This window comes from Stieleria sedimenti (assembly GCF_025060895.1).
Taxonomy (GTDB): Bacteria; Planctomycetota; Planctomycetia; order Pirellulales; family Pirellulaceae; genus Stieleria; species Stieleria sedimenti.
Window position 1 is genome coordinate 12,574 of the sequence record NZ_JANZKV010000039.1, and the last position, 21,683, is coordinate 34,256.

At 59.9% G+C, this 21,683-nt stretch carries 10 protein-coding genes; 9 read left to right on the plus strand and 1 reads right to left on the minus strand.

Annotated elements, in window-relative coordinates; genetic code table 11:
* Positions 1-23 precede the first annotated feature (23 nt).
* The 4 genes from corA (at position 24) to NZK35_RS05775 (ending at position 9,993) form a co-directional block, all read left to right on the plus strand.
* Positions 24-1,124 (plus strand): magnesium/cobalt transporter CorA, encoded by a 1,101-nt coding sequence (gene corA, locus NZK35_RS05760; RefSeq protein WP_259631640.1) that lies wholly within the window; start codon positions 24-26, stop codon positions 1,122-1,124.
* A gap of 384 nt (positions 1,125-1,508) precedes the next feature.
* Positions 1,509-3,326 (plus strand): heavy metal translocating P-type ATPase, encoded by a 1,818-nt coding sequence (locus NZK35_RS05765; protein ID WP_259631714.1) that lies wholly within the window; start codon positions 1,509-1,511, stop codon positions 3,324-3,326.
* 274 nt (positions 3,327-3,600) lie between these two features.
* Entirely contained in the window at positions 3,601-8,853 is a 5,253-nt protein-coding gene (locus NZK35_RS05770; RefSeq protein WP_259631641.1) for a PAS domain S-box protein, read from the plus strand.
* A 174-nt stretch (positions 8,854-9,027) separates the two neighbouring features.
* Positions 9,028-9,993 carry an exopolyphosphatase gene (locus NZK35_RS05775; RefSeq protein WP_259631642.1) on the plus strand — a complete coding sequence of 322 codons (966 nt, stop codon included), beginning with the start codon at positions 9,028-9,030 and terminating at the stop codon, positions 9,991-9,993.
* Between the two features lie 159 nt (positions 9,994-10,152).
* Here NZK35_RS05775 and NZK35_RS05780 read toward each other — a convergent pair whose 3' ends face one another.
* Positions 10,153-10,710 (minus strand): ankyrin repeat domain-containing protein, encoded by a 558-nt coding sequence (locus NZK35_RS05780; RefSeq protein WP_259631643.1) that lies wholly within the window; start codon positions 10,708-10,710, stop codon positions 10,153-10,155.
* Between the two features lie 304 nt (positions 10,711-11,014).
* Between NZK35_RS05780 and NZK35_RS05785 the strand changes: the two genes are divergently transcribed.
* Genes NZK35_RS05785 through NZK35_RS05805 form a run of 5 tightly spaced genes read left to right on the plus strand, consistent with a single transcriptional unit; the run spans position 11,015 to position 21,671 of the window.
* Positions 11,015-11,614 (plus strand): sigma-70 family RNA polymerase sigma factor, encoded by a 600-nt coding sequence (locus NZK35_RS05785; RefSeq protein ID WP_259631644.1) that lies wholly within the window; start codon positions 11,015-11,017, stop codon positions 11,612-11,614.
* Positions 11,611-13,341: a FecR family protein gene (locus tag NZK35_RS05790; protein WP_259631645.1), complete on the plus strand. Its 1,731-nt coding sequence runs from the start codon at positions 11,611-11,613 to the stop codon at positions 13,339-13,341. The genes NZK35_RS05785 and NZK35_RS05790 overlap by 4 nt, the downstream gene beginning before the upstream one ends.
* 2 nt (positions 13,342-13,343) lie before the next feature.
* Positions 13,344-16,544: a DUF1553 domain-containing protein gene (locus NZK35_RS05795; RefSeq protein ID WP_259631646.1), complete on the plus strand. Its 3,201-nt coding sequence runs from the start codon at positions 13,344-13,346 to the stop codon at positions 16,542-16,544.
* Positions 16,534-17,970, plus strand: a complete 1,437-nt coding sequence (locus NZK35_RS05800; RefSeq protein ID WP_259631647.1) for a DUF1501 domain-containing protein — start codon at positions 16,534-16,536, stop codon at positions 17,968-17,970. Before NZK35_RS05795 ends, NZK35_RS05800 begins: the two co-directional genes overlap by 11 nt.
* Complete coding sequence (locus tag NZK35_RS05805) at positions 17,967-21,671, plus strand: DUF1553 domain-containing protein (RefSeq protein WP_259631648.1); 3,705 nt, start codon at positions 17,967-17,969, stop codon at positions 21,669-21,671. Before NZK35_RS05800 ends, NZK35_RS05805 begins: the two co-directional genes overlap by 4 nt.
* Positions 21,672-21,683 lie beyond the last annotated feature (12 nt).

A 21,683-nucleotide genomic window follows, 5' to 3' on the forward strand; every position in this document is an offset into this window, starting at 1 on the left:
ACCATTGATTGCTGATTCCGACCATGGCGCACCGTCCCACCTCCGTTCCGAAGCGATCCAAAAGGCGGTTTCGACGTCAGACGCGACCCGGGACGCCGCCCGGGGCGGTGGTGTCGCATCCCGATGCACCCCCACCGATCATTCGGCTGGTTACCTATGAACCAACGGATGTGACAGATCATCAGATCGATGATCTGAAACGCATTCCCCGGCTGGTCAACGATTCCGTCGTGACTTGGGTTGACGTCGATGGTCTGGGAGACGCGGACGTGGTGATGCGCGTTGGTGACCTGTTCGGATTGCATCACCTTGCGCTGGAAGATGTGGTCAACGTTCACCAGCGGCCAAAGGTTGAACTGTACGGCGACCATCTGTTCATGATCGCCCGCGCGCTTCCGCATGACGATTCACGCGGGTCCGCGCAAATTGCGATGTTTCTCGGACCCCATTTTGTCGTTTCGTTTCGGGAACGCGAGGCCGTTTGTCTCGACGCGGTCCGTCAGCGGATCCTCTCGGACAAAGGAAGGATCCGAACACACGGTGCCGACTACCTGCTCTACGCGCTGCTCGATTCGGTGATCGACGACTATTTTCCCGCCCTGGAAAAGCACGGCGAAAACCTTGACGCGTTGGACAGTCAGATCTCGGCGGGCGCCGATCGAAACCTGATCAGCGAGGTACACCAATTGCGCAGCGAGTTGCTCTCACTGCGGCGAGCAATCTGGCCGCTGCGTGACGCGATCAACGCACTGATTCGTGATTCCGGGGATCTGATTACCGATGAAACCGACCTGTATTTGCGTGATTGCTACGACCACATCATCCAGATCATGGATGTGATCGAGACCGATCGCGAGCTCTGTTCCGATTTGCGGGATTTCTATTTGACGGTGGTCGGCAATCGGATGAATCAGGTGATGAAGTTTTTGACGATCATTGCCACGTTGTTCATGCCGCTGAGTTTCATCGCCGGCCTGTACGGGATGAACTTCAATCCGTCGGCATCGACTTGGAACATGCCCGAACTGAATTGGACGTTCGGTTATTTCTTTGCCCTGGCCTTGATGGCTGGGACCGCAACCACCTTGACCGCGGTCTTTTGGCGAAAGGGTTGGTTGAGGTGAGCGGTTTTGACCTTGCGCCGGACCGTCACCGGCACTCGCTGTTCGTGTCTAGTTTCGCTTTCGCCCAATGCCATCCACGTGTGCACGGAAAGAGTTACCGGAGCGGTCCGGTTTCAGCACGAAAACACGTCGAAATGAACTGAGCGGTGTCGGGCCAAAACTGCTCCCCGTTCCGCGATCGGAGGGACCTAGTCCCGGACGCGAAAACTGTTTTGTATGTCCGACCGATAATTGGCGGACTTGGTATGCCAGTTGCTGCTTGTGCCTTGTCCCGAACCTTCACATCGCTCCATAGGATTTCCGGTGGCATCCAAGACCGAAGCCAAGCAGGCGACACCGACCTGGAAGTCGCTGGAAACGCTGATCGCGGCGTTTGCGGTCGCGATGATCACGCTGCATTTGGTCCTGCGTTTTGGCACCGGCAGCTCACCAACCCTCGTCGCACTCCCGCTGTTGGGTGTGCTGGTGTTTGGCGGCATCCCGCTGGTTTGGGATTTGTTGTGGAAGATGTTTCGGCGGGAGTTCGGATCGGACCTGTTGGCGGGGATCTCGATCGTGACCTCGGTGCTGCTGGAAGAGTACCTGGCGGGATCGCTTGTCGTGTTGATGCTCTCCGGCGGAGAAGCGTTGGAAGCTTATGCGGTGCGGAGCGCCTCGTCGGTGTTGCGCGCCCTCAGTCAACGGATGCCTTCGGTGGCGCACCGAAAACGGGGCACGGTCGTCGAAGACATCGCGTTGGACGAGTTGGCGATCGATGACATCGTCGCCGTCTTTCCGCACGAAATCTGCCCGATCGATGGGACGGTGATCGAAGGGCACGGGGTGATGGACGAGTCGTACCTGACCGGCGAACCCTACATGATGTCCAAAACGCCGGGTTCGGCGGTGCTGTCTGGTGCGATCAACGGCGAATCGGCGCTGATCATCCGGGCCGAAAAGTTGGCGGTCGATTCGCGCTACGCCAAGATCATGGAAGTGATGGAGGCGTCCGAAACGCAAAAACCCAAAATGCGTCGATTGGCCGACAAGTTGGGGGCCTGGTACACCCCGTTGGCCGTTGCCATCGGATTGGCGGCCTGGATCGGAACCGGCAACCCGGTGCGGTTCTTGGCGGTGATGGTGGTCGCCACACCCTGCCCGCTGTTGATCGGAATTCCGGTCGCGATCATCGGCTCGATCTCGCTGGCCGCGCGGCGCGCGATCATCGTGCGCGACCCATCGTCACTGGAGATGGCCGACACCTGCCGGACGCTGATCTTTGACAAGACCGGGACGCTGACCTACGGCGAGCCGAAGTTGGTCCAGCGGATTTGCGCCGATGAAAGTCGCGATCAAGAAATCTTGAGCATCGTCGGCAGCTTGGAACGATTTTCAAAGCATCCCTTGGCCCGGGCCATTGTCGCCGCCGCCGGCGAGGCCAACCTCGCCCCGCAAAGCGTTTCGGAAATCAGCGAGCCGCCCGGCAAGGGGCTGCGCGGCATCGTGGCAGGGCGAACCATCGAAGTCACCAGCCGAAAGAAGTTACTGGCCCAGCAGCCCGAGTTGCGGACCCAGCTGCCACCGCAGGCGGGCGGACTGGAATGCGTGATTCTGGTCGATGATGAGTATGCCGCGACCTATCAATTTCGTGACACCCCGCGACGCGACGGCGCGTCCTTCATCCAACACCTGGGACCCCGGCATTCCATCCGGCGGACCATGATGGTGTCCGGGGACCGCGAATCGGAGGTCCGGTATTTGGCCGAGCAAGTCGGCATCGAAGACGTCTATTTCAGCCAAAGTCCCGAACAGAAACTGGAGATCGTCAATGCCGAGACGGCCAAGGCGAATTCCATTTTTGTCGGCGACGGGATCAACGATGCGCCCGCCTTGATGGCGGCAACGGTGGGCATCGCCTTCGGCCAAAACAGCGACGTCACGACCGAAGCGGCCGACGTCGTCGTCCTGGACAGCTCGCTGCAAAAGATCGACGAGTTTCTACACATCAGCCGGCGGATGCGGCGAATCGCACTGCAGAGCGCGATCGGGGGCATGGCGCTGAGCATCGTGGGGATGATGTTGGCCGCCGCCGGATACCTGTCACCGGTCGCCGGCGCGATTTGCCAGGAAGTCATCGATGTCGCCGCCGTGCTCAATGCGCTCCGCGTCGCGCTGCCGCCCAAATCGATGATCGATTTTGAACCATCCGAGGGCGAAGGCTGAGGCCCAATCCCGCCGGCTGGCGGGTGGACGGGAGCCCTGCGATTGGATGCCGCTGCGCAAATTGACAGGGGTTGTCAACCTCCATAAACTAAATCGTTTTTTCACCAATCAGCTCTGTTCCGAGGAGAGGCACTGCGATTCGTGTCGGCGATGTCGTGTTGGCGTCCGACCGATCGGAAATGCTATCAGCGAATCAATGCCCGTCGGTGAATCAATGCCCGTCGGTTTCGATTGCAATCCCGACGACCGGTCGCCACCTCAATCAAGCCTCCCGATGGATTCCAGCGAAGCGTCTCAAGATTTGGAACTCCAAAGCAATCTCACCCGATCCGCGGTCCCGATCGTCGGGCTGGGGGCATCGGCGGGAGGGTTGACGGCACTGGAAACCTTTTTCGAGCAATTGCCGGTCGACACCGGTGCCGCTTTCGTGGTCGTCCAGCATTTGTCGCCGGACTATCAGAGCCACATGAGCGAATTGTTGGGCCGCCGCACCAAGATGGCCACGGTGCAACTGTCCGATGCGGTCGAACCCGAACCGAACACCGTGTACCTGCTGCCCCCGGCCAAACACGTCGTCTTGCAAGACGGACAGCTTCAACTTCGCGACCGAGAAGGCGACGGCGAGTTGAATCTGCCGATCGACAAGTTCTTTCGCTCGTTGGCCGAACAGAACGACCGCCAAATTGCGGTGATGGTACTTTCGGGTACCGGCAGCGACGGCAGCGAGGGAATTGTGGGCGTCAATCGCGCCGGCGGGTTGGTGCTGTCACAAGACGAGGACAGCGCTCAATTCAACAGCATGCCGCTCAACGCGATCAAGACCGAAGCGGTGCACGTGGTCGCCCCGGTCGTGGAACTTGCCGAAGCCCTCGTGTCTTTCCTGGCCGGCGTTTCGATCGAAGATGTCATTTCGCACTGTTCGCCCTTGATCGAACGCAATGACCTGGAATCCGTCTACCAGCGGTTGGAACAAGCCTGCGGCGTCGATTTCGAACAATACAAGATCGGCACCTTCACACGGCGTCTGTCGCGGCGGATGCTGCTGTCCAAAATCGATCAACTGGACCGTTACATCCAGCGGCTCGACAGCGACCCGGCCGAGCTGTCGCGATTGGCCGATGACCTGATGATCGGGGTCACCCGGTTCTTTCGCGATCCCGACGGCTATCAGCGGTTGGCCCATCGCTGCATCCGACCGGCCGTCGCGGCGAAATCTAGCGGCGACGAATTCCGCGCCTGGGTCGCCGGCTGTGCGACCGGTCAGGAAGCCTATAGCGTCGCGATGTTGATTCATCACGAATGCGAAAAGTCAGGCATCTCGCTGGGGATCAAGATCTTTGCCACCGACCTGCACCCCGATGCGATCCGGTTCGCCCAGCGAGGCCATTTCCCCACCGAATCGTTGTCGGAGATCCCGCCGGAGTTCCGCGACAAGTACCTGGTGCGATCGGCCGATGGTTTTGAGATTTGCAAAAACGTACGCAACTCCATCGTGTTCGCCCGGCACGATGTGCTGCAAGATGCGCCCTTCACCGGCATGGATCTGGTCAGCTGTCGCAACCTGTTGATCTACCTGGTCGATGAGGCCCAGCGACGCGTGCTGAACATGTTCGCCCACGCGCTCAAGGCGCGCGGGGTGATGTGGCTGGGACCGAGCGAAACCCCCGGCGACCTGGTCGAAGACTTTTCGATCCTCGACAAACATTGGCGGATCTTTCAGAAGGACCGTGACTCGCGTTTGCCGCTCGACTTGAAATTGCGGAAACGACCGTTGCACGGCGCCAACCTGTTACGTCGTCCGCATTCGTCCCGCGCGCCCTCGTCCGCGTTAGTGGCGTCCTACGATCGCATTCTGGAACAATACGCACCGCCGGGTATCCTGGTCGACGACGATCTGCGACCGCTACAGATTTTCGGTGACTTGTCGCGCTGGACCACCCCGCGACCGGGACGCCTGACCGGCACCGTCGACGACATCCTGGTCGAACCGCTGCGTCTTCCCATCGCCCTGGCAATCGAACGCATGAAAGTCGATCAATTGTCAGTGATCTCCGAGCGAGCGGTGGTCGACAGCGATCCCATCGACATCCGGATCAGTGCGTTTCACCATCCCACCCAATCCGAAACCCACTATCTGATCAACTTCGGCAGCGTCGTCACACTCAGCGGACCGCCTTCCACCGGGCTTACCTCGACTGGCGAACCGACTCACCGACCGCTTGCCGCCCCCGTCCCCTCGCAACAAGCCACTTCATCGCCTCCGGCGGATTCAACGTCATCGGATGCAGCGGCCTTGGCGCTCAACGCCGAGCGGATTCGCATGCTGGAGATGGAACTGGAGTTTACCCGCGAGAACCTGCAAGCGACGATCGAAGAGGTCGAAACGACGAATGAGGAACTGCAGTCCAGCAATGAGGAGTTGACTAGCAGCAACGAGGAATTGCAGAGCACCAACGAGGAACTCCACAGCGTCAACGAAGAACTGCATACCACCAACGCCGAAAGCAGTCGACGCTTGCAACTGCTGACCGAAACCACGCGCGACCTGGAAACGGTCATGTTGGAAAGCGACGTGGGCATTGTTTTGGTCGACAATGACTTGAACATTCGCCGCGTCACACCGGCGGCCGCCGATATCTTGTTGATCCGCCGCAAGGATGCCGAGGGCGAGCGACTGGCCGATTACGCCCACGCCTTGGAGGATGTCGATCTGATTGAATTGGTTCAGCAGGTCAGTCGAGAACACAAAACAATCGAGCGCGAAACGATCGACCGACGCGACGATCCGATTCTCTTGCGGGTCTCACCCTACCGCGAACGCAGCGGCGTGGTGTTGACGATGACGAACCTGCGAACCGTCAAGGAAACCGCCGACAAGCTTCGCAAACTCACCTCGATCATCCAGGACAGCACCGATGCGATTATCGGTGTGGAACTCAATTCGCGGGTCACCAGCTGGAATCGCGGCGCGACACGGTTGTTCGGTTACGAATGGGATGATTCACGAAACGTCGAACTCTGCGACGCCTTGCCGACGGAGATCTGCGAGGTTTGCGAGACGCTGATCCGCGAGCTGGTCCGCCACGGCGATGTCGCCGCCAAAGAGATTTCGACCAAAATTTTGGACAAACAAGTTTTCCTGCAGATTCGCGTCACGCCCGTTCTGGATGAATATGAACGTGTCTCTTCGGCGGCGATCACGCTGTACGATGTGACGGCGATGCAAAAAGCCAAAGAACAGTTGCGTCTGCGGACGCGGGCCATCGATGCGGCCAGCAACGGCATTCTGATCGTTGACGCGCAGAAGGACGATATGCCGATCGCCTACGCCAATCAAGGGTTCGGGCAACTGACCGGATTTGACCCCCAGGAAGTCGTCGGTCGCAATTGCCGGTTCCTGCAAGGCCCCAAGACCGACCCGGCCGATATCCAAAAGATTCGCGATGCGATCGCAAATCAGGAAAGCTGCCGCGTCACGCTATTGAATTATCGTCGCGACAACACGCAGTTTTTTAACGAGTTGGTGATCACGCCGATCTTTGATGCCGACGGTCAATTGACACACTACGTCGGCGTGCAAAGTGATGTGACCGACATAGTCGAAGCGAGTCAGTCACTGAAACAGAGCGAGCTTGAGTATCGCAGCACCTTCGAAAACGCCGCGATCGGAATCGCCCACGTCGGAATGGAGGGGCAATGGCTGAGGGCCAACGAAAAACTTTCCCAGATTTTCGGTTACAGTCGGGATGAACTGAAAACAATGACGTTTCAGGACCTGACGCATCCCGAGGATTTGGACAAAGACCTGTTGCTGTTCATGCAAATGAAACGCGGTGAAATTCCCGGATACTCGATCGAGAAACGCTACGTTCACAAAGACGGTCACACGATCTGGGCACAACTGACCACTTCGATTCGTCGCGACGTCGACGACGCCGTCGAATGTTGTATCTCGCTGATCGAGGATATCACCGATCGAAAACTGACCGAACAAAAGTTGGCTGCGTCGCGGGCGATCATCACCGAAGTGATCGAGAAGAGCCAGGACCCGTTCATCAGTTTCGACGAAAATGGCGTGATCCAGGTCGCCAATCAGGCTGCACTGAACTTCGCCGGACAGCCATCGGGCTTGCACGATTGCAGTTTCACCACCCTGTTTGGCGACCAGGCCGATCCGCCGCTGTTGGCTGCCATCGAACGCGTCCGACAATCGCATCGCGCCGAAACGACCGAATATTATTCGCGGCGGTTGAATCGTTGGTATGACGCCCGCGTATTCCCGGTCGAAAGCGGCGCGGCGGTTTACATGACCGATGTGACCGGCCGAAAAGAAACCGAATCCTATCTCGAGGCCGCCCGCATCGCGGCCGAAGAAGCGAGCCAGGCCAAAAGCCAGTTCTTGACCAACATGAGTCACGAAATCCGCTCGCCCATGTCCGCGATCCTTGGCTTTGCCGATCTGACGCTGCGCGACATACGCGAGGGCAACGACGTCGATCCGGATAACCTGGAAACCGTGATCCGCAACGGCCGCTTCCTGCTGCGGATTATCAACGACATCCTGGATCTTTCCAAGGTCGAAGCCGGCAAGCTGGAAGTCCGCCGGTCGCGATTCAAATTGATCCCCATGCTGTCCGACATCAACGAATTGATGCGGCACCGCAGCGCGTCCTCGGGCGTTCCGCTGACGATCGAGTTTGACGGTGCCATTCCCAGTCGGCTGCGCAGTGATCGCTCACGCGTGGAACAGATCCTGGTCAATCTGATCGGCAACGCACTGAAATTCACGCCCGAAGGCAGCGTGCGGGTTGTCGTTTCCATGGACACTCAGGACTCGACCGTCATCGAATTCCGCGTGATCGACACCGGCATCGGTATTTCCGAAAGCAATCTCGAACGGTTGTTTCAAACCTTTAGCCAAGTCCATGATCGCAAGATTGTCGGCGTCGAAGGCACCGGGCTGGGATTGGTGATCAGCAAACGCCTGGCAAACTTGCTCGGTGGCGACATCACGGCCACCAGTGTCGAAGGCGAGGGCAGCGAGTTCGTGTTGCGGTTACCGGTCGAGGACTTGACCGAGATGGTCGAACCGACTGCGGAGGATTTGAAGCCCCGTCGGACCAACATCGACCACCTGCCGCGGATCAAGGCTCGGGTCCTGGTCGCCGATGATGCCCGCGACGTCCGACTGGTGACGACCCGTTTGCTGTCTCGCGCCGGTGCCGATGTCGTCGAAGTCGTCAACGGCGCCGAAGCTGTCAAGGCCGTCCGCCAAGCCGAAGCGGAAAATAAGCCGTTCGCCTGCGTGCTGATGGACATGCAAATGCCCGAACTCGATGGACGCGAAGCGACGCAACAGATTCGTGACCAAGGTTACACCGTGCCCGTGATCGCGCTGACCGCCGGAGCAACCAGCGATGAAATCAATGATGCCCTCGCGGCCGGATGCAGCGAATTCATGGCCAAACCCGTCGACGCCGCCGGCCTGATCAGCCGCGTCGCAGCCCTCACCAACGCAATGTCGTGAGGGGAAACCCGCCGCATTGATCCAGGCAACCGGTGCAATTCCTTCCTGCCTAAATTCGTCGTTGCCTGCCCGTTTCACGTTCTAGACTTTCCCGTCGCTGTGCCACCGATCCAGGTGCAAAGATTGTCGCGCAGCGGGAAATCATCTCACAACACCTGTCTCGGACTTGGCCACATGACCAACACAACACAACGCTACCGCCTGCTGACTCGAAGTGACTTTGACGGACTCGTCTGCGCGCTGCTGCTGAAAGAACTCGACATCCTCGGCGAAATCAAATTCGTGCATCCGAAGGACATGCAAGACGGCGAGGTCGAGGTGACCGAAAATGATATCCTGACCAACCTGCCTTACGTGCCGGGTTGTCACCTCTGTTTCGATCACCACAGCAGTGAAGAGATCCGTAACGAAGGCGAACAAGCCGACAACTACGTGCTGTCCACCAGCGCCGACTCCGCCGCGCGCGTCGTCTATGACTACTTCGGCGGCCGCGAGCGATTCCCGAAAATCAGCGAAGCGATGATGGAGGCGGTCGACAAAGCCGACGCGGCAAAGTTCTCGGCCGACGAAATTCTTGACCCTCAAGGCTGGGCATTGCTTTCGTTCCTGATGGATGCACGCACCGGTCTGGGACGATTCCGCAGCTTCCGCGTGTCCAACTACCAACTGATGATGGATCTGATCGACTGTTGCCGCGATCTGGATATCGAAGACATCCTGCTGTTGCCCGACGTCCGCGAGCGTGTCGAACTGTACCAGGAACATCGTGAGCTCGCCCAAGATCAACTCAAACGCTGCGCCACCGTTCATGACAATTTGGTCGTGTTGGATTTGCGCGACGAAGAAACGATCTATGCGACCAACCGATTCGTGATCTATTCGGTCTTTCCGAAGTGCAACATTTCGATCCACGTGCTGTGGGGCAAACAACAACAGAACACGGTGTTCACGATCGGCAAATCGATCCTGGACCGATCGTGCCGCACCGATGTCGGTGAACTCTGTTACCAATACGGCGGCGGCGGTCACGAAGCCGCGGGCACGTGCCAGGTCGAACACGAAGCGGCCGAGCGTGTGTTGCAAGAGTTGATCACCCGCATCAACGCCGATCAGCACGCCGCCGCACCGCTGGAAGTCTAACGACGTCCGGCGCAGTCCAGATAGGCGGCTCACGCCGGCGGCAGACACTGTGTCTGCCCTTCGGGCATCACCAAAGCCCCACGTTCGCTACGAGCGTCGCTCCGTTCTAACCGTCCGCTTCGGAAGTCTCCGGCAGGCAGTTATTGTTCTGCACCTTCTTCAGGTTGAGGTGTTCGAAGCCAGCGCTCCGTGTTGCCGCAGGACCCTTGTGACGGCATCGTTTTCGTTGTCGATCGCTTCATCCAGCGGGGTTCGGTGCCCATTGGTCCGTCGGTTGATGTCCGCACCATTGCGGATCAATATTTCAGCCGTTCTTTCATACGCGTCCGGATCACCTTTGCCTTGGGTTGACCCACCCATCGCGACCGCGTGAAGTGCTGTTGTTCCGACAATGGCATCTTGATTGACGTCTGCACCGTGTTTGAGCAGAAGTTCAACGGCTTCGGCACTCCCCGCGTCAGCGCCCCATGAGAGAGGAGTCAGCCACCAATCACTCGCCGAATCGTTCACCTTTGCACCTAGTTCGATGAGACGTTGGCAGACTTCGGTGGCATTCCGATGCGCGGCCCAATGAAGGGGTGAAGCGCCGTGAAGTTGCCCCGATCGACCAGAGTGTTCCGTGGCCAATCCCGGAGACGCATCGAGCATTTCCAACGCTTCCGTATTCCGGTGGGCGCGGATCAGTTCGATCAATGTGTCGACATCAGGCATGGTCATGTCGGATGCTTCCAAAGTGCGACGTTCATGTGGATGCAGTGTCGCTTGGTAGCCGGTCTTAGCCAATTCATCTCACAAGTAATCTGAACACGCCCTCCCCTCGCCCCGCTCGGCCCTCCCGCACAGTGGGAGCCTGCTTAATGTAGTGCGTCTGCCCCTCGCTTCGCTCGACCTCCCCTGCCAGGAGGGTGGCTTTTAGGCTGCATGACCTGCACATGGGAGGGTGACTGTTTATCTTGGTGTGTGGCCGAAATGTTTCCGAACTGGGGTAACCTGCCCCGTTCTGCTGCCATACACCCATGAAATGGCAATTGATCCCCCCTTCGACGATTTGCAGACCGAATCTGCGTTACGGCGTGTTTGTCGCGGTGAAACGGCAGCATTTGAGGCCGTGGTGCGCCGTTTCGAAAGGCCGCTACGGGCTTGGCTGGCCGCCCACGCACCGCCGGGTGTGGACGTCGACGAGCTGGCGCAACGCAGTTTTGTGGCGGCGTTCACGCGGTTGAAGGAGTATCAGCCGGGTACGGATTTTGCCGCCTGGTTGTTCACGATCGCGCGGTTCCAGCTCCGCACCGAGACGACTCGGCTGCGGCGGATCGCCGACTATCACGCCCGTTACGGTCCCGATCTGTTGCAACGCGAACTGGATCGGCGCTGTGACGAGACGCCGGAGATGTGGACGACGCGATTGGAGAGTTTGCAAATGTGTTTGGATTCGCTGGGTGAGTCGCTGCGCCAGTTTGTCTCGTGGCGCTATGACGAGGAGATTCCGTTGGAAGAAATGGCCGCCCGTTGTGATCGTTCGGTCCCCGCCGTCAAAAAACAACTTTGGAAAGTCCGGCAGAAGCTGCAGCAGTGCATTGAAAAACGAATGGCGACCGTGAACGGAGGTGCCACGCAATGACAGACGAACGATTCACCGAGCTGTGGACCGACTACCTGGAAGGTGAGTTGGACGAACACGGACTGGCCGAGCTTCGAGATCTGTTGGAAGCCGAGGAAAGCCGCGTGGCGGAGGCCGCTGATCTGTTTCAGACCCATCGGCTGTTGGGATTGATTGTGGAGGAAGAGCCGACCCAACAGGACGAATTCGTCCGTGAAACGATGGCCAAGTTGCCGAGGAGTCACGACGAGTTTGTCGGCCGTGTGATGTCCAATGTCACGCAGACGAAAACGGCTCGGCAGGAAACCGCTCAGCAGGAACGATCGCAACAGCAAACGGCACCGGACGGAGACACGTTTCGCGATCGGCGGCGGATGTCGGCCGGGATGTGGGGCGCCGCGGCGGTCTTGTTGCTTGCGGCGTTGTCGTGGGTGATGTTGCCGCAACGGCAGCGCGAAGGCGGCGAATCGGCGTCGACTCGGATCGACGTGCGGCTGGCCAGCAGCGCGCATGCGACGTTTTTCGGCGAGCTGTCGCCGCCCGTCGGGACGGTGCTCGCGCCGCAGCGAGAGTATGTGTTGATGAGTGGCATGGTGGAGGTCGCGTTTCCCGCCGGGGCGTCCGCGATTTTGGAAGGCCCCGCGGTGTTCCGCGTCACCAGCCACGAGAGCTTGGCCTTGGATGTCGGTCGTTGCAGCGTTCATGCCCCCGACGGCGCCGAAGGTTTTCGGATCGACACGCCGGCGACTCGGGTGGTGGATCGCGGGACACGATTCGCGGTCACGGTGTCGGAAACCAGCGAGACGGAAGTGCATGTCGCCGAAGGGGCAGCGGATGTGTATGAACGCTCCGGCCCGGTCGCGGCCGAACAAGCAACTGAACAAGTCGCCGAGCAACCCGTGCAAACGCGATTGGTTCGCGGGCAAGCGAAAGCCTTTGCAGCGGCGGGCCGTCTTGGAGCCCAGCCGGTGCCCTTCGATTCCAACGTCTATCGGCACGGTTTGCCCGACCGTGTGGTGTCTTACGAGGCGACGCAGGCGGTCGGCGGTGGTGCGGAAATGCTGACCAGCGTGACGGTGCAGCGTGGCGGGCGGGTGATGAAAATTGACGTGGGTGATTTGATCGCGACGCGTTTGACGTGGTTCAAATCCACCGAGCCACGGGCGTTCCTGTGCGGCGGTCAAACGCTGCCCGTTCCGGCGACGGATGTCGTCTTTGATCACAGTCTGGTCACCGGCGTGATCAATCCCGACGGCAGCGAGCAGCCGCTGACGAGCGACCCGATCCTGACGGGTGATGCCGGGACACCGGGTTTCGCCGTCCGTTTCGATTCACCGGTTTTCAACGGGCCGGGAGCCGACGTGGTATTCTTTGATTTGCAATCGTTCGGCAACCCGATCGACGGAGACGCGTTTCATGTCAGTCCGCTGGTGTTTCGCGACGGGCTGAAGTCCCACACGATCCGTCGATACGACTTGACGATGGAATCGCCCGAGGCCCAAGTGTTGGCTAACTTTTACGTCCACCTGTTCGCCCAACCGGCTGACTCGGTCGCGCAGTTGCAGACGCTTCAAGCGGTCCAGCAGCGGCAGGCGATGCGGTTTCGCGGCCTGGCCGTGGGAATCGATTTGTCCGATCTGGGATTCGCACCGAACGAACGCGTCGAGGGACTTTTTTTTCAAGATGCGCTTGATGACAAACACATGGTTGACCCGGTCTTCATCGCCGGCTTACCGGAGCTGAATTGAACATGGGAAATGACTCCAACTGGCGTAAGCTTCCAGCTTGCGATCCCCGCCGGCTTGCCCGGCGAACCTGTGCTTTCGCCGCGCTGTTGCCCTGGCTGCTGACCGCGTCACTTTCCGCGGCCGAAAGTACTCCACCGGGACGTGATCTGTTTGAGATTCATGTTCGACCGATGCTGGTGCAACACTGCATCAAGTGTCACGGCGAGACCAAACAGGAAGGCGGCTTGCGGCTCGATACCTTCGAAAGCCTGCTCGAGGGCGGCGATTCCGGCCCCGCGATCGTCGCGGGCAAGCCGGACGAGAGTTTGTTGATCGAAGCACTGCGTTATGAATCGTTTGAGATGCCGCCGAGTGGCCAGCTGGAAGCGTCCGTCACCGCCGGAATCGAGCAATGGGTCCGAGCCGATTCGCCTTGGCCGCAAGGCTTGGTGTTGAAGCCGACGCCGAAGATCACCGACCAGGATCGCGACTGGTGGTGCTATCAACCGATCGCCGATCCGGACGTGCCGGAAGTGGAGGACAACGGTTGGTGTCGCAATGAAATGGACCACTTTGTGTTCCAGCGACTCCGTCGCGAAGGCATCGAACCGGCGGCGGAATCCGAATCCGCACAACTCGCCCGACGGGTTCACTTTGCCGTGACGGGATTGCCGCCCAATGGTCAATCTGCCGGCACGCTCGCGACCGGCGAGGGCTGGTACGAAGCACTCGTCGATCAGTTGCTTGACGATCCGGCCTACGGCGAGAACCAGGCGCGGTATTGGTTGGACCTGGTTCGCTACGCCGACTCGGACGGTTACAACGCCGATCACGGGCGTCCCGAAGCGTACCACTATCGCGATTATGTGATTCGCTCGTTCAACGAAGACAAACCGTATGATCGCTTTGTGCTCGAACAACTCGCCGGCGATGAAGTCGATCCCGGCAACCGAGATGCGTTGATCGGCACGATGTATCTGCGTCATTGGATCTACGAATGGAATCAACGCGACGTGGAAGGCCAATGGCAGCAGATTCTCAGCGACGTCACCGAGACGACCGCCGATGTCTTCCTCGCCCAGGGATTGAAGTGTGCCCGTTGTCACGACCACAAGTTCGATCCGCTGCTGCAGAAAGATTACTACGCGATGAAGGCGTTCTTCGCGCCGCTGCAGCCGCGTGAAGATTTGCCGATCGCGGACGTGGAAACTCGCACCCGGCATTTGCAACAACAGCAGACTTGGGAAGCGGCGACGGAGGAGATCCGCAAGCGGTTGCACGAAATCGAAACGCCGGTGTTGCTGGCCCATGCCACGCGCGAAGGATTCAAAAAATTCACCGAAGAGATCCGGTCGATGATCTCCAGCCGTCGTTGTGACCGCAGTCCGTACGAGCATCAGATCGCGTCGCTGGCGTCGAATCAATTTGACCTGCATCCGGACAAGCTGGCGGAGTGGTTGGACGAAGAAACCGAAGCCGAACGCCAGCGGTTGCGAAAGGCTCTGGCCGAGTTCGATCACTTGAAACCGGAACCGTTGCCCACGCTGAAATTTGTCGCCAGCGATGTGGGGCCGGTTGCGCCGCCCACCACGATCCCCGACTCCACCGATTCATCGCCGATTCCTCCCGGCTATCCGCTGATTCTGGACGACAAGCCGGCCGAGATTCAGCCGCCGCCGCCGGCATTGCAGTCGACCGGGCGGCGGACGGCGCTGGCCCGCTGGATCACCGACCCCGACAATCCGTTGACCGCGCGGGTGATCGTCAACCGCGTTTGGCAACAACATTTCGGACGTGGCTTGGTGGAAACGACCAGCGACTTCGGGCGTCTGGGAATGCCGCCGTCGCACCCCGAGCTGCTCGACTGGTTGGCCCGCCGGTTCATGCAGGACGGCTGGAGCCTCAAAAAACTGCATCGTTTGATTTTGACGTCGGCCACCTATCGTCAATCGTCCGAGCGGCCGATGGACGAGCAACTGGCGAAGCTCGATCCGCAGAACGTCCTCCTGTGGCGGATGAATCCACGACGGCTATCCGGTGAAGAGATTCATGATGCCGTGCTGGTGGCCAGCGGGAAATTGGCGAAAGAAAAGCGTGCGATCTACAAAACGGTCAAACGCAACAAGCTGGATCCGCTGTTGGCGGTGTTCGATTTTCCCGATCGTGTGGAGAGTCAATGCAAACGGCATCGAACGACCACGTCGCCCCAAGCCTTGTTGATGATGAATGATCCGTGGCTGCACGACCGGGCGAAAGACATGGCCAGTGAGATGGCGTCGGCAAGTCTTGATTCGCTGGTCCATAGCGTCTACCAAAGGATTTATTTCCGCGAACCCGGCGAAGGCGAACTTCAACAAGCCGAGCGGTTCGTCGACTCCTACGAATCGATTTCGCCAGAATCCGCCGCGCCGAAGCAGCTGGCGACGTTCCCCGACGGGCGGTCGGCGATCGCATTGAAATCGGAGCCGCCGACGGAGATCCAAATCCCAGCGGTCGAGACGCTTCAGACCGCGTCCGACAACGCTGATTTTACGATCGAAGCGACGGTGATGTTGCATTCGCTGTACCCGGATGCGTCGGTTCGAACGATCGTCGCCAACTGGTCGGGAAATCAGTCACAGCAGGGCTGGTCGCTCGGTGTGACATCCACCAAGAGTGCATTCAAGCCCCGCAATCTGATCCTGCAACTGGTGGGTTCACGCGCCGATCCGCAAGGTAAACCGGAATACGAAGTCGTCGCTTCCGATCTGCGGCTGGAACTGAACCGTCCGTACTCCATCGCCGTGTCGATCGATCTGGACGACGCGTCGGAGAACGGCATCACGTTCTACTTGCAAGATTTGTCAATGCCTGATGCGAAGCCACAGGTTGCCAGCGTGGAACACCGTGCCCGCTGGAATGTGCAAGCCGATCGGCCGATCGAAATCGGCGGTCGCTCGAATCGCCATCGCTGGGATGGATTGATCCAGAATGTCCGTCTGCATCAAGCCGCACTCAGCGGTGACGACTTGGTGCGGCAGTTGACCCATGATCGTTCCAACGCCCATCTGGTGTTTGATGTTCAGTTCGCCAAAGCGGATCATGTGGGCCAGGATCTGTCCGGCAACGATCTGCATGCGGTGATCAAATCGGGTGAAGCCACGACGGCATCGCCCCGCCAGCACGCCCGCGTGGCGCTGCTCCACGCGCTCTTATGTTCCAATGAGATGATCTATGTCGATTGATAAAACGAATCACCAAAGCCTGTCGCGCCGACAGATGTTGCTGCGAAGCGGCAGTGGATTTGGGGCGATGGCATTGGCGGGGATGCTGAAGCAAGACGGCGTGATGGCCGCCACTTCGTCGGCTCCGTCGCCCTTGGCCGCGAAGATGACGCACCATCCGGCGAAAGCCAAGAGTGTGATCTTTCTGTTCATGGACGGCGGTCCGAGTCATCTGGACACGTTTGATCCCAAGCCGGCACTGGAAAAGCTGGCCGGCAAGCCGATCCCCGAAAGCTTTGGCCGGGTGATCACGGCGATGGGCGAATACGACTCGCCGATCCTGCCGTCGGCGCGGAAATGGAAACAGCATGGCGAAGGCGGATTGTGGATTTCCGACTGGCTGCCGCACACCGCTGAAATGGCCGACGAGTTGGCCGTGATCCGTTCCTGTTGGACCAACGGAATCAATCACTCCGGCGGCATTTGTCAAATGAACACGGGTAGCCAGTTCGCCGGCCGGCCGTCCTTGGGCAGCTGGGTGACGTACGGGCTGGGATCGGAAAACGAAAACCTTCCCGCTTTCGTCGTCATGCAGGAAGGCAAGGGCCGCGTGATCAACGGGGCGCGCAACTGGGGTGCGGGATTCATGCCGGCGGTCTATCAAGGCACGACGATGCAGAAGGAAGGGCCGCCGTTTGCAAACATCCATCCGCCCAAACATGTCGCGTCGGATCAGCAACGCCAGGAACTCGATTTTCTGTCGCAGCTGAACCAAAGCCACGCCGCCACGCGACAGGACAACACGGATTTGGAAGCTCGGATTCGCAGCTTCGAACTCGCATTCCAAATGCAATCGCACGCGCCCGAAGCCGTCGATCTGTCACAGGAATCCGCCGACACGCATCGCTTGTATGGACTCGACGACGAAGCGACCGCGCCATACGGTCGCAATCTGTTGATGGCCCGTCGGCTGGTCGAACGCGGCGTCCGATTCGTGCAGTGTTACCACGGGGCGGGCAGTAAGTGGGACGCACACGACAACATCGAAGCCAACCACAGCAAAATGTGTCGTGGCATGGACCTGCCGGTCGCCGGTTTGTTGAAGGATTTAAAACGACGAGGTTTGTTGGAGCAGACACTGGTGGTCTGGGGCGGCGAATTCGGCAGAACACCGATGAGTGAAAAAGGCGACGGTCGCGATCACAATCCGACCGGATTCACGATGTGGATGGCCGGTGGTGGTGTGCGTTCGGGACAGGCCTACGGAACGACCGACGAAGTCGGCTTGCACGCCGTCGAAGATCGATTGCACGTTCACGATGTGCATTCGACGATCCTGCACCTGATGGGCGTCGATCATCGCAAACTGGTTTACGTTCACAAGGGACGCCCCGAACGGATCGACCAGAACGAAGGGCGTGCGTATACGGAGATCGCGGCGTCATGAGATTCGGTCAACTTTGCTTCTTCTGTCTGTCGTTGTTCGTCGTCGGCGGTGCGTCGATTGCCCAGGACACCGCAACGTCCGGCGCGGCTGTCGCAGAGGATTCTGTGCGCTGGGACTTTGGCGACGACGATGCCATTCCGCCTGCGGTTCAAGGCAACGTTCAGCTCAATCTGCCCGGGCCACGTCCGCCGGAATTCCCCGACTTTGCCGGCAACAACACCGCCGTGCGATTCGGCGGCGGGCACTTGGCCATCGCCGACACCGGGCCGGACAGCCAATTCGATTTCACCAACGGCGATGCCGTCACGCTGGAGGGTTGGGTGAACCCGATCGGCATCCGTCCCGGAGACCTGTGGTATGTGATCGGCAAGGGGCGAACCGGTTCGGCGGGCTTTGCCCGTGACAACCAGAACTGGGCGCTGCGTGTGACCGGTGACAAGGGCGAGGCACGCGTCAATTTTTTGTTCGCGACCAAGCCGACCGGCGGGGACAAGCATTGGCATCGCTGGACATCGAAGCTGGGGTTCCCGCTGAACACCGGATGGCATCACATCGCAATCCGCTACCGTTTCGGTGACCCCACGTCGATTCGCGGGTTCATCAACGGCCAGCCGACCGACGGTGCGTGGGACATGGGCGGCGCGACGAGCGAGCCGCCGGTCGTCGATGACGACGAGGTACGCATCGGTAGCCGTTTCAAGGGCATGATCGACGCCGTGGCCATCCATCGTGAAGAGCTGGACGACCAAACGATCGCCGCAAACTTTCGCCGTGTCGGAGGACCACGCGTCGTCAAGTTGCAGCCCGAAGTCATGCCCGAATTGGAAGGAGTTCCCGACGGACGTGTGTTGATGCAGCTTTGCAGCGGCTACCCGACCCATGATCGCTGGCTGTATGACGGCGAAGCGGCACCGGCCGAATCGGCGCGTTGGGCGGGCGACGAATTTTTGCTTCCGCGAATCCCACTGCAGTTCGATGATTGGGGCATTCGCACGGGCTGGAACGCGCCGGTGTTGTTGCGGATGGCGGCCGATGTCGAGTTGCCGGTCGGTGCCCATCAGTTCCTGTTGCGCGGCCGCGGGCTGGGACGGTTGTGGGTCGACGGCCAGTTGGTGTCGCGAACCAAGGCCCACTCCAAGGCGCCGCCCAACGGCGAAGAACCGATGACGCCGCTTGCCGAGCCGCCGCTTCCCGGCGTGCGGGTGCATGGGTACCGGCAACAGGAAGTCATCGACGAAACGACGATCAAGCCCGAGGAGGGCCGCACGACGCGTCGTGTCCGTGTGGTGTTGGAATTGTTGGTCGGCGGCAGCAGTCGTCGTACCGAGACCGGCGAGGTTTGTGTGGCGGTGTTGACCGACGACGGCAAGTCCTACGACGTGTTGGGGGCGGGGACGCGACGTCTGCCGTTGACCGATACCGCTGTCGAGCCGGCACTCGTTCGCATTGAAGATTCCCTCGCACAACTGGACGACCAGCGGCGTCGTGCCGCAGCGGAGTCACAGGATTCGTTTTGGCACCGTCGTCATCAGCTGGCCCGGCAATGGGCGGCAGAACATCCGGTACCGTCGATTCCCGCGTCCGGCGGTCATCCGGTCGACGCGTTTGTCCAGCAGAAGATTGACGACGCACTCGGCCGGTCGGCCGACGACGACGATCGCCAAGCCGAACATTTCCACGGCGAGGTTCTGCCGTTGTTGCGCGAGCAATGTTTCCGCTGTCACGGTGAAAAGACGAAAGGCGGTTTGAAGCTGGACTCGCGCGCCGCGGCGCTTCAAGGCGGTGAATCAGAAACCCCCGCGGTGGTTCCCGGCGATTTGGAAGCCAGCGAGTTGATTGCGCAGATCCGCAGCGGGGCGATGCCGCCGACCGATGAAGGATTGTCGACGGATCAGATTGAATTGTTGGAGCAATGGGTCCGCGAGGGAGCGGTCTGGCCGGCGCCGCCACTGACAGCCGACCAGGTTGCCTTGGCTCCGGTTGTCGGCGACGAAGCGTTTTTGCGACGGATCTATCTGGACACGGTGGGCGTGCCGCCGAGTGCCGTCGAAGCCAGGGCGTTTCTTGACGATCAACGCGACGACAAACGGCAACGTCTGGTCGACGAACTGCTGGCGGACGATCGCTTCGCCGATCACTGGATGAGTTTCTGGCAGGACTTGTTGGCGGAGAATCCATCGCTGCTCAATGCGTCGCTCAACAGCACGGGGCCGTTTCGCTGGTACCTGTATGATTCCTTGCGGGACAACAAGCCGCTCGATCGGATGCTGACGGAATTGATGTTGTTGCGCGGTGGTGCATCCGAAGGCGGTAGCGCCGGGTTCGGCGTGGCGGCGGAGAACGATGCGCCGATGGCGGCCAAGGGGCACATCATCGCGTCGGCTTTCTTGGCCATCGAACTGCAGTGCGCCCGCTGTCACGATTCGCCCTATCACAGCACGACGCAGCACGACCTCTATTCGCTGGCCGCGATGATGGCTCGCAAGTCCGTCAAGGTTCCCGCAACCAGTCGTGTGCCATCCGGGTTCTTTGAAAACCAACAGAATCGCGAATCGCTGATTCAGGTGACACTTGCGGCGGACGAATCGGTCTCGCCGCGATGGCCGTTTGCCGAGCAAACCGGTGCGGTCGACGGCGCACAGATCGACGCGTTGATGATGAAGCCGACCGACACCCGCGAGCGGCTCGCCACGCTGGTCACTGCGCCCCAAAACACGCGTTTCTCCCGCGTCATCGTCAACCGAGTATGGAAGCAGTTGATCGGAGCCGGGATCGTGGAACCGGTTCACGATTGGGAAGGCCGCGGCGCCAGTCATCCGCAACTGCTCGACTGGCTTGCCCACGAATTGGTCGCCAACGATTATGACCTGCGTCACATCGTCGGCCAGATCGTGACGTCGAAACTGTATCAGCGTGCGGCGATCGGGACGAATCTTCAGGCGTCGTCGGAGTTGCGTTTTTTCAACGCACCGCAGCGGCGTCGGTTGACCGCCGAGCAAGTCGTCGATTCGCTGCACTCTGCCACGGGCAATGCGATCGATGTCGAAGAGCTGACGTTTGTGCATGACGGGCGGCGTCCGCTGAGTAATCGTCAAACGCTGGGACGCCCCAGCCGCGCGTGGATGTTTGGTGATATCAAGAACGAACGTGACCGGCCGAGTTTGTCGTTACCCAAGGCGAGGGCGGTCCTTGATGTGCTCGAAGCGTTCGGCTGGACGGGCGCGCGGCAGATGCCGATCGTCGAGCGGGAGACCGACCCGAACGTGTTGCAGCCCGGCATCCTGGCCAACGGCACGTTGTCCACGACGCTCACGCGGGCCTCGCAACGGAGCGAATTGGCAGAGCTTGCGATCGATGCCGCCAACGCCGAATCGCTGGTCGAAACGTTGTTCCTGCGTCTGCTGTGTCGTTTGCCGACTTCAGAGGAACGCGAAACGTTCACCGCTGCACTGGCCGACGGCTTCGACAAACGTCTGGTCCCCGACTCACAGATCACAGCGCCCGAATCGCCCGAGCCGTTGCCGCTGGTGACGTGGTTCAATCATTTGCGTCCGCGGGCGAACGAGATTCAAGTGGAGCTGGAACGCCGCGTCGCGGCCGGACCACCGCCGGACCCGAGGTTGGAAACGTCCTGGCGCGAAGTCTACGAGGACGTGGTTTGGAGTTTGGTCAACCATCGCGAATTTGTTTGGATACCGTAACCGAGACATGAA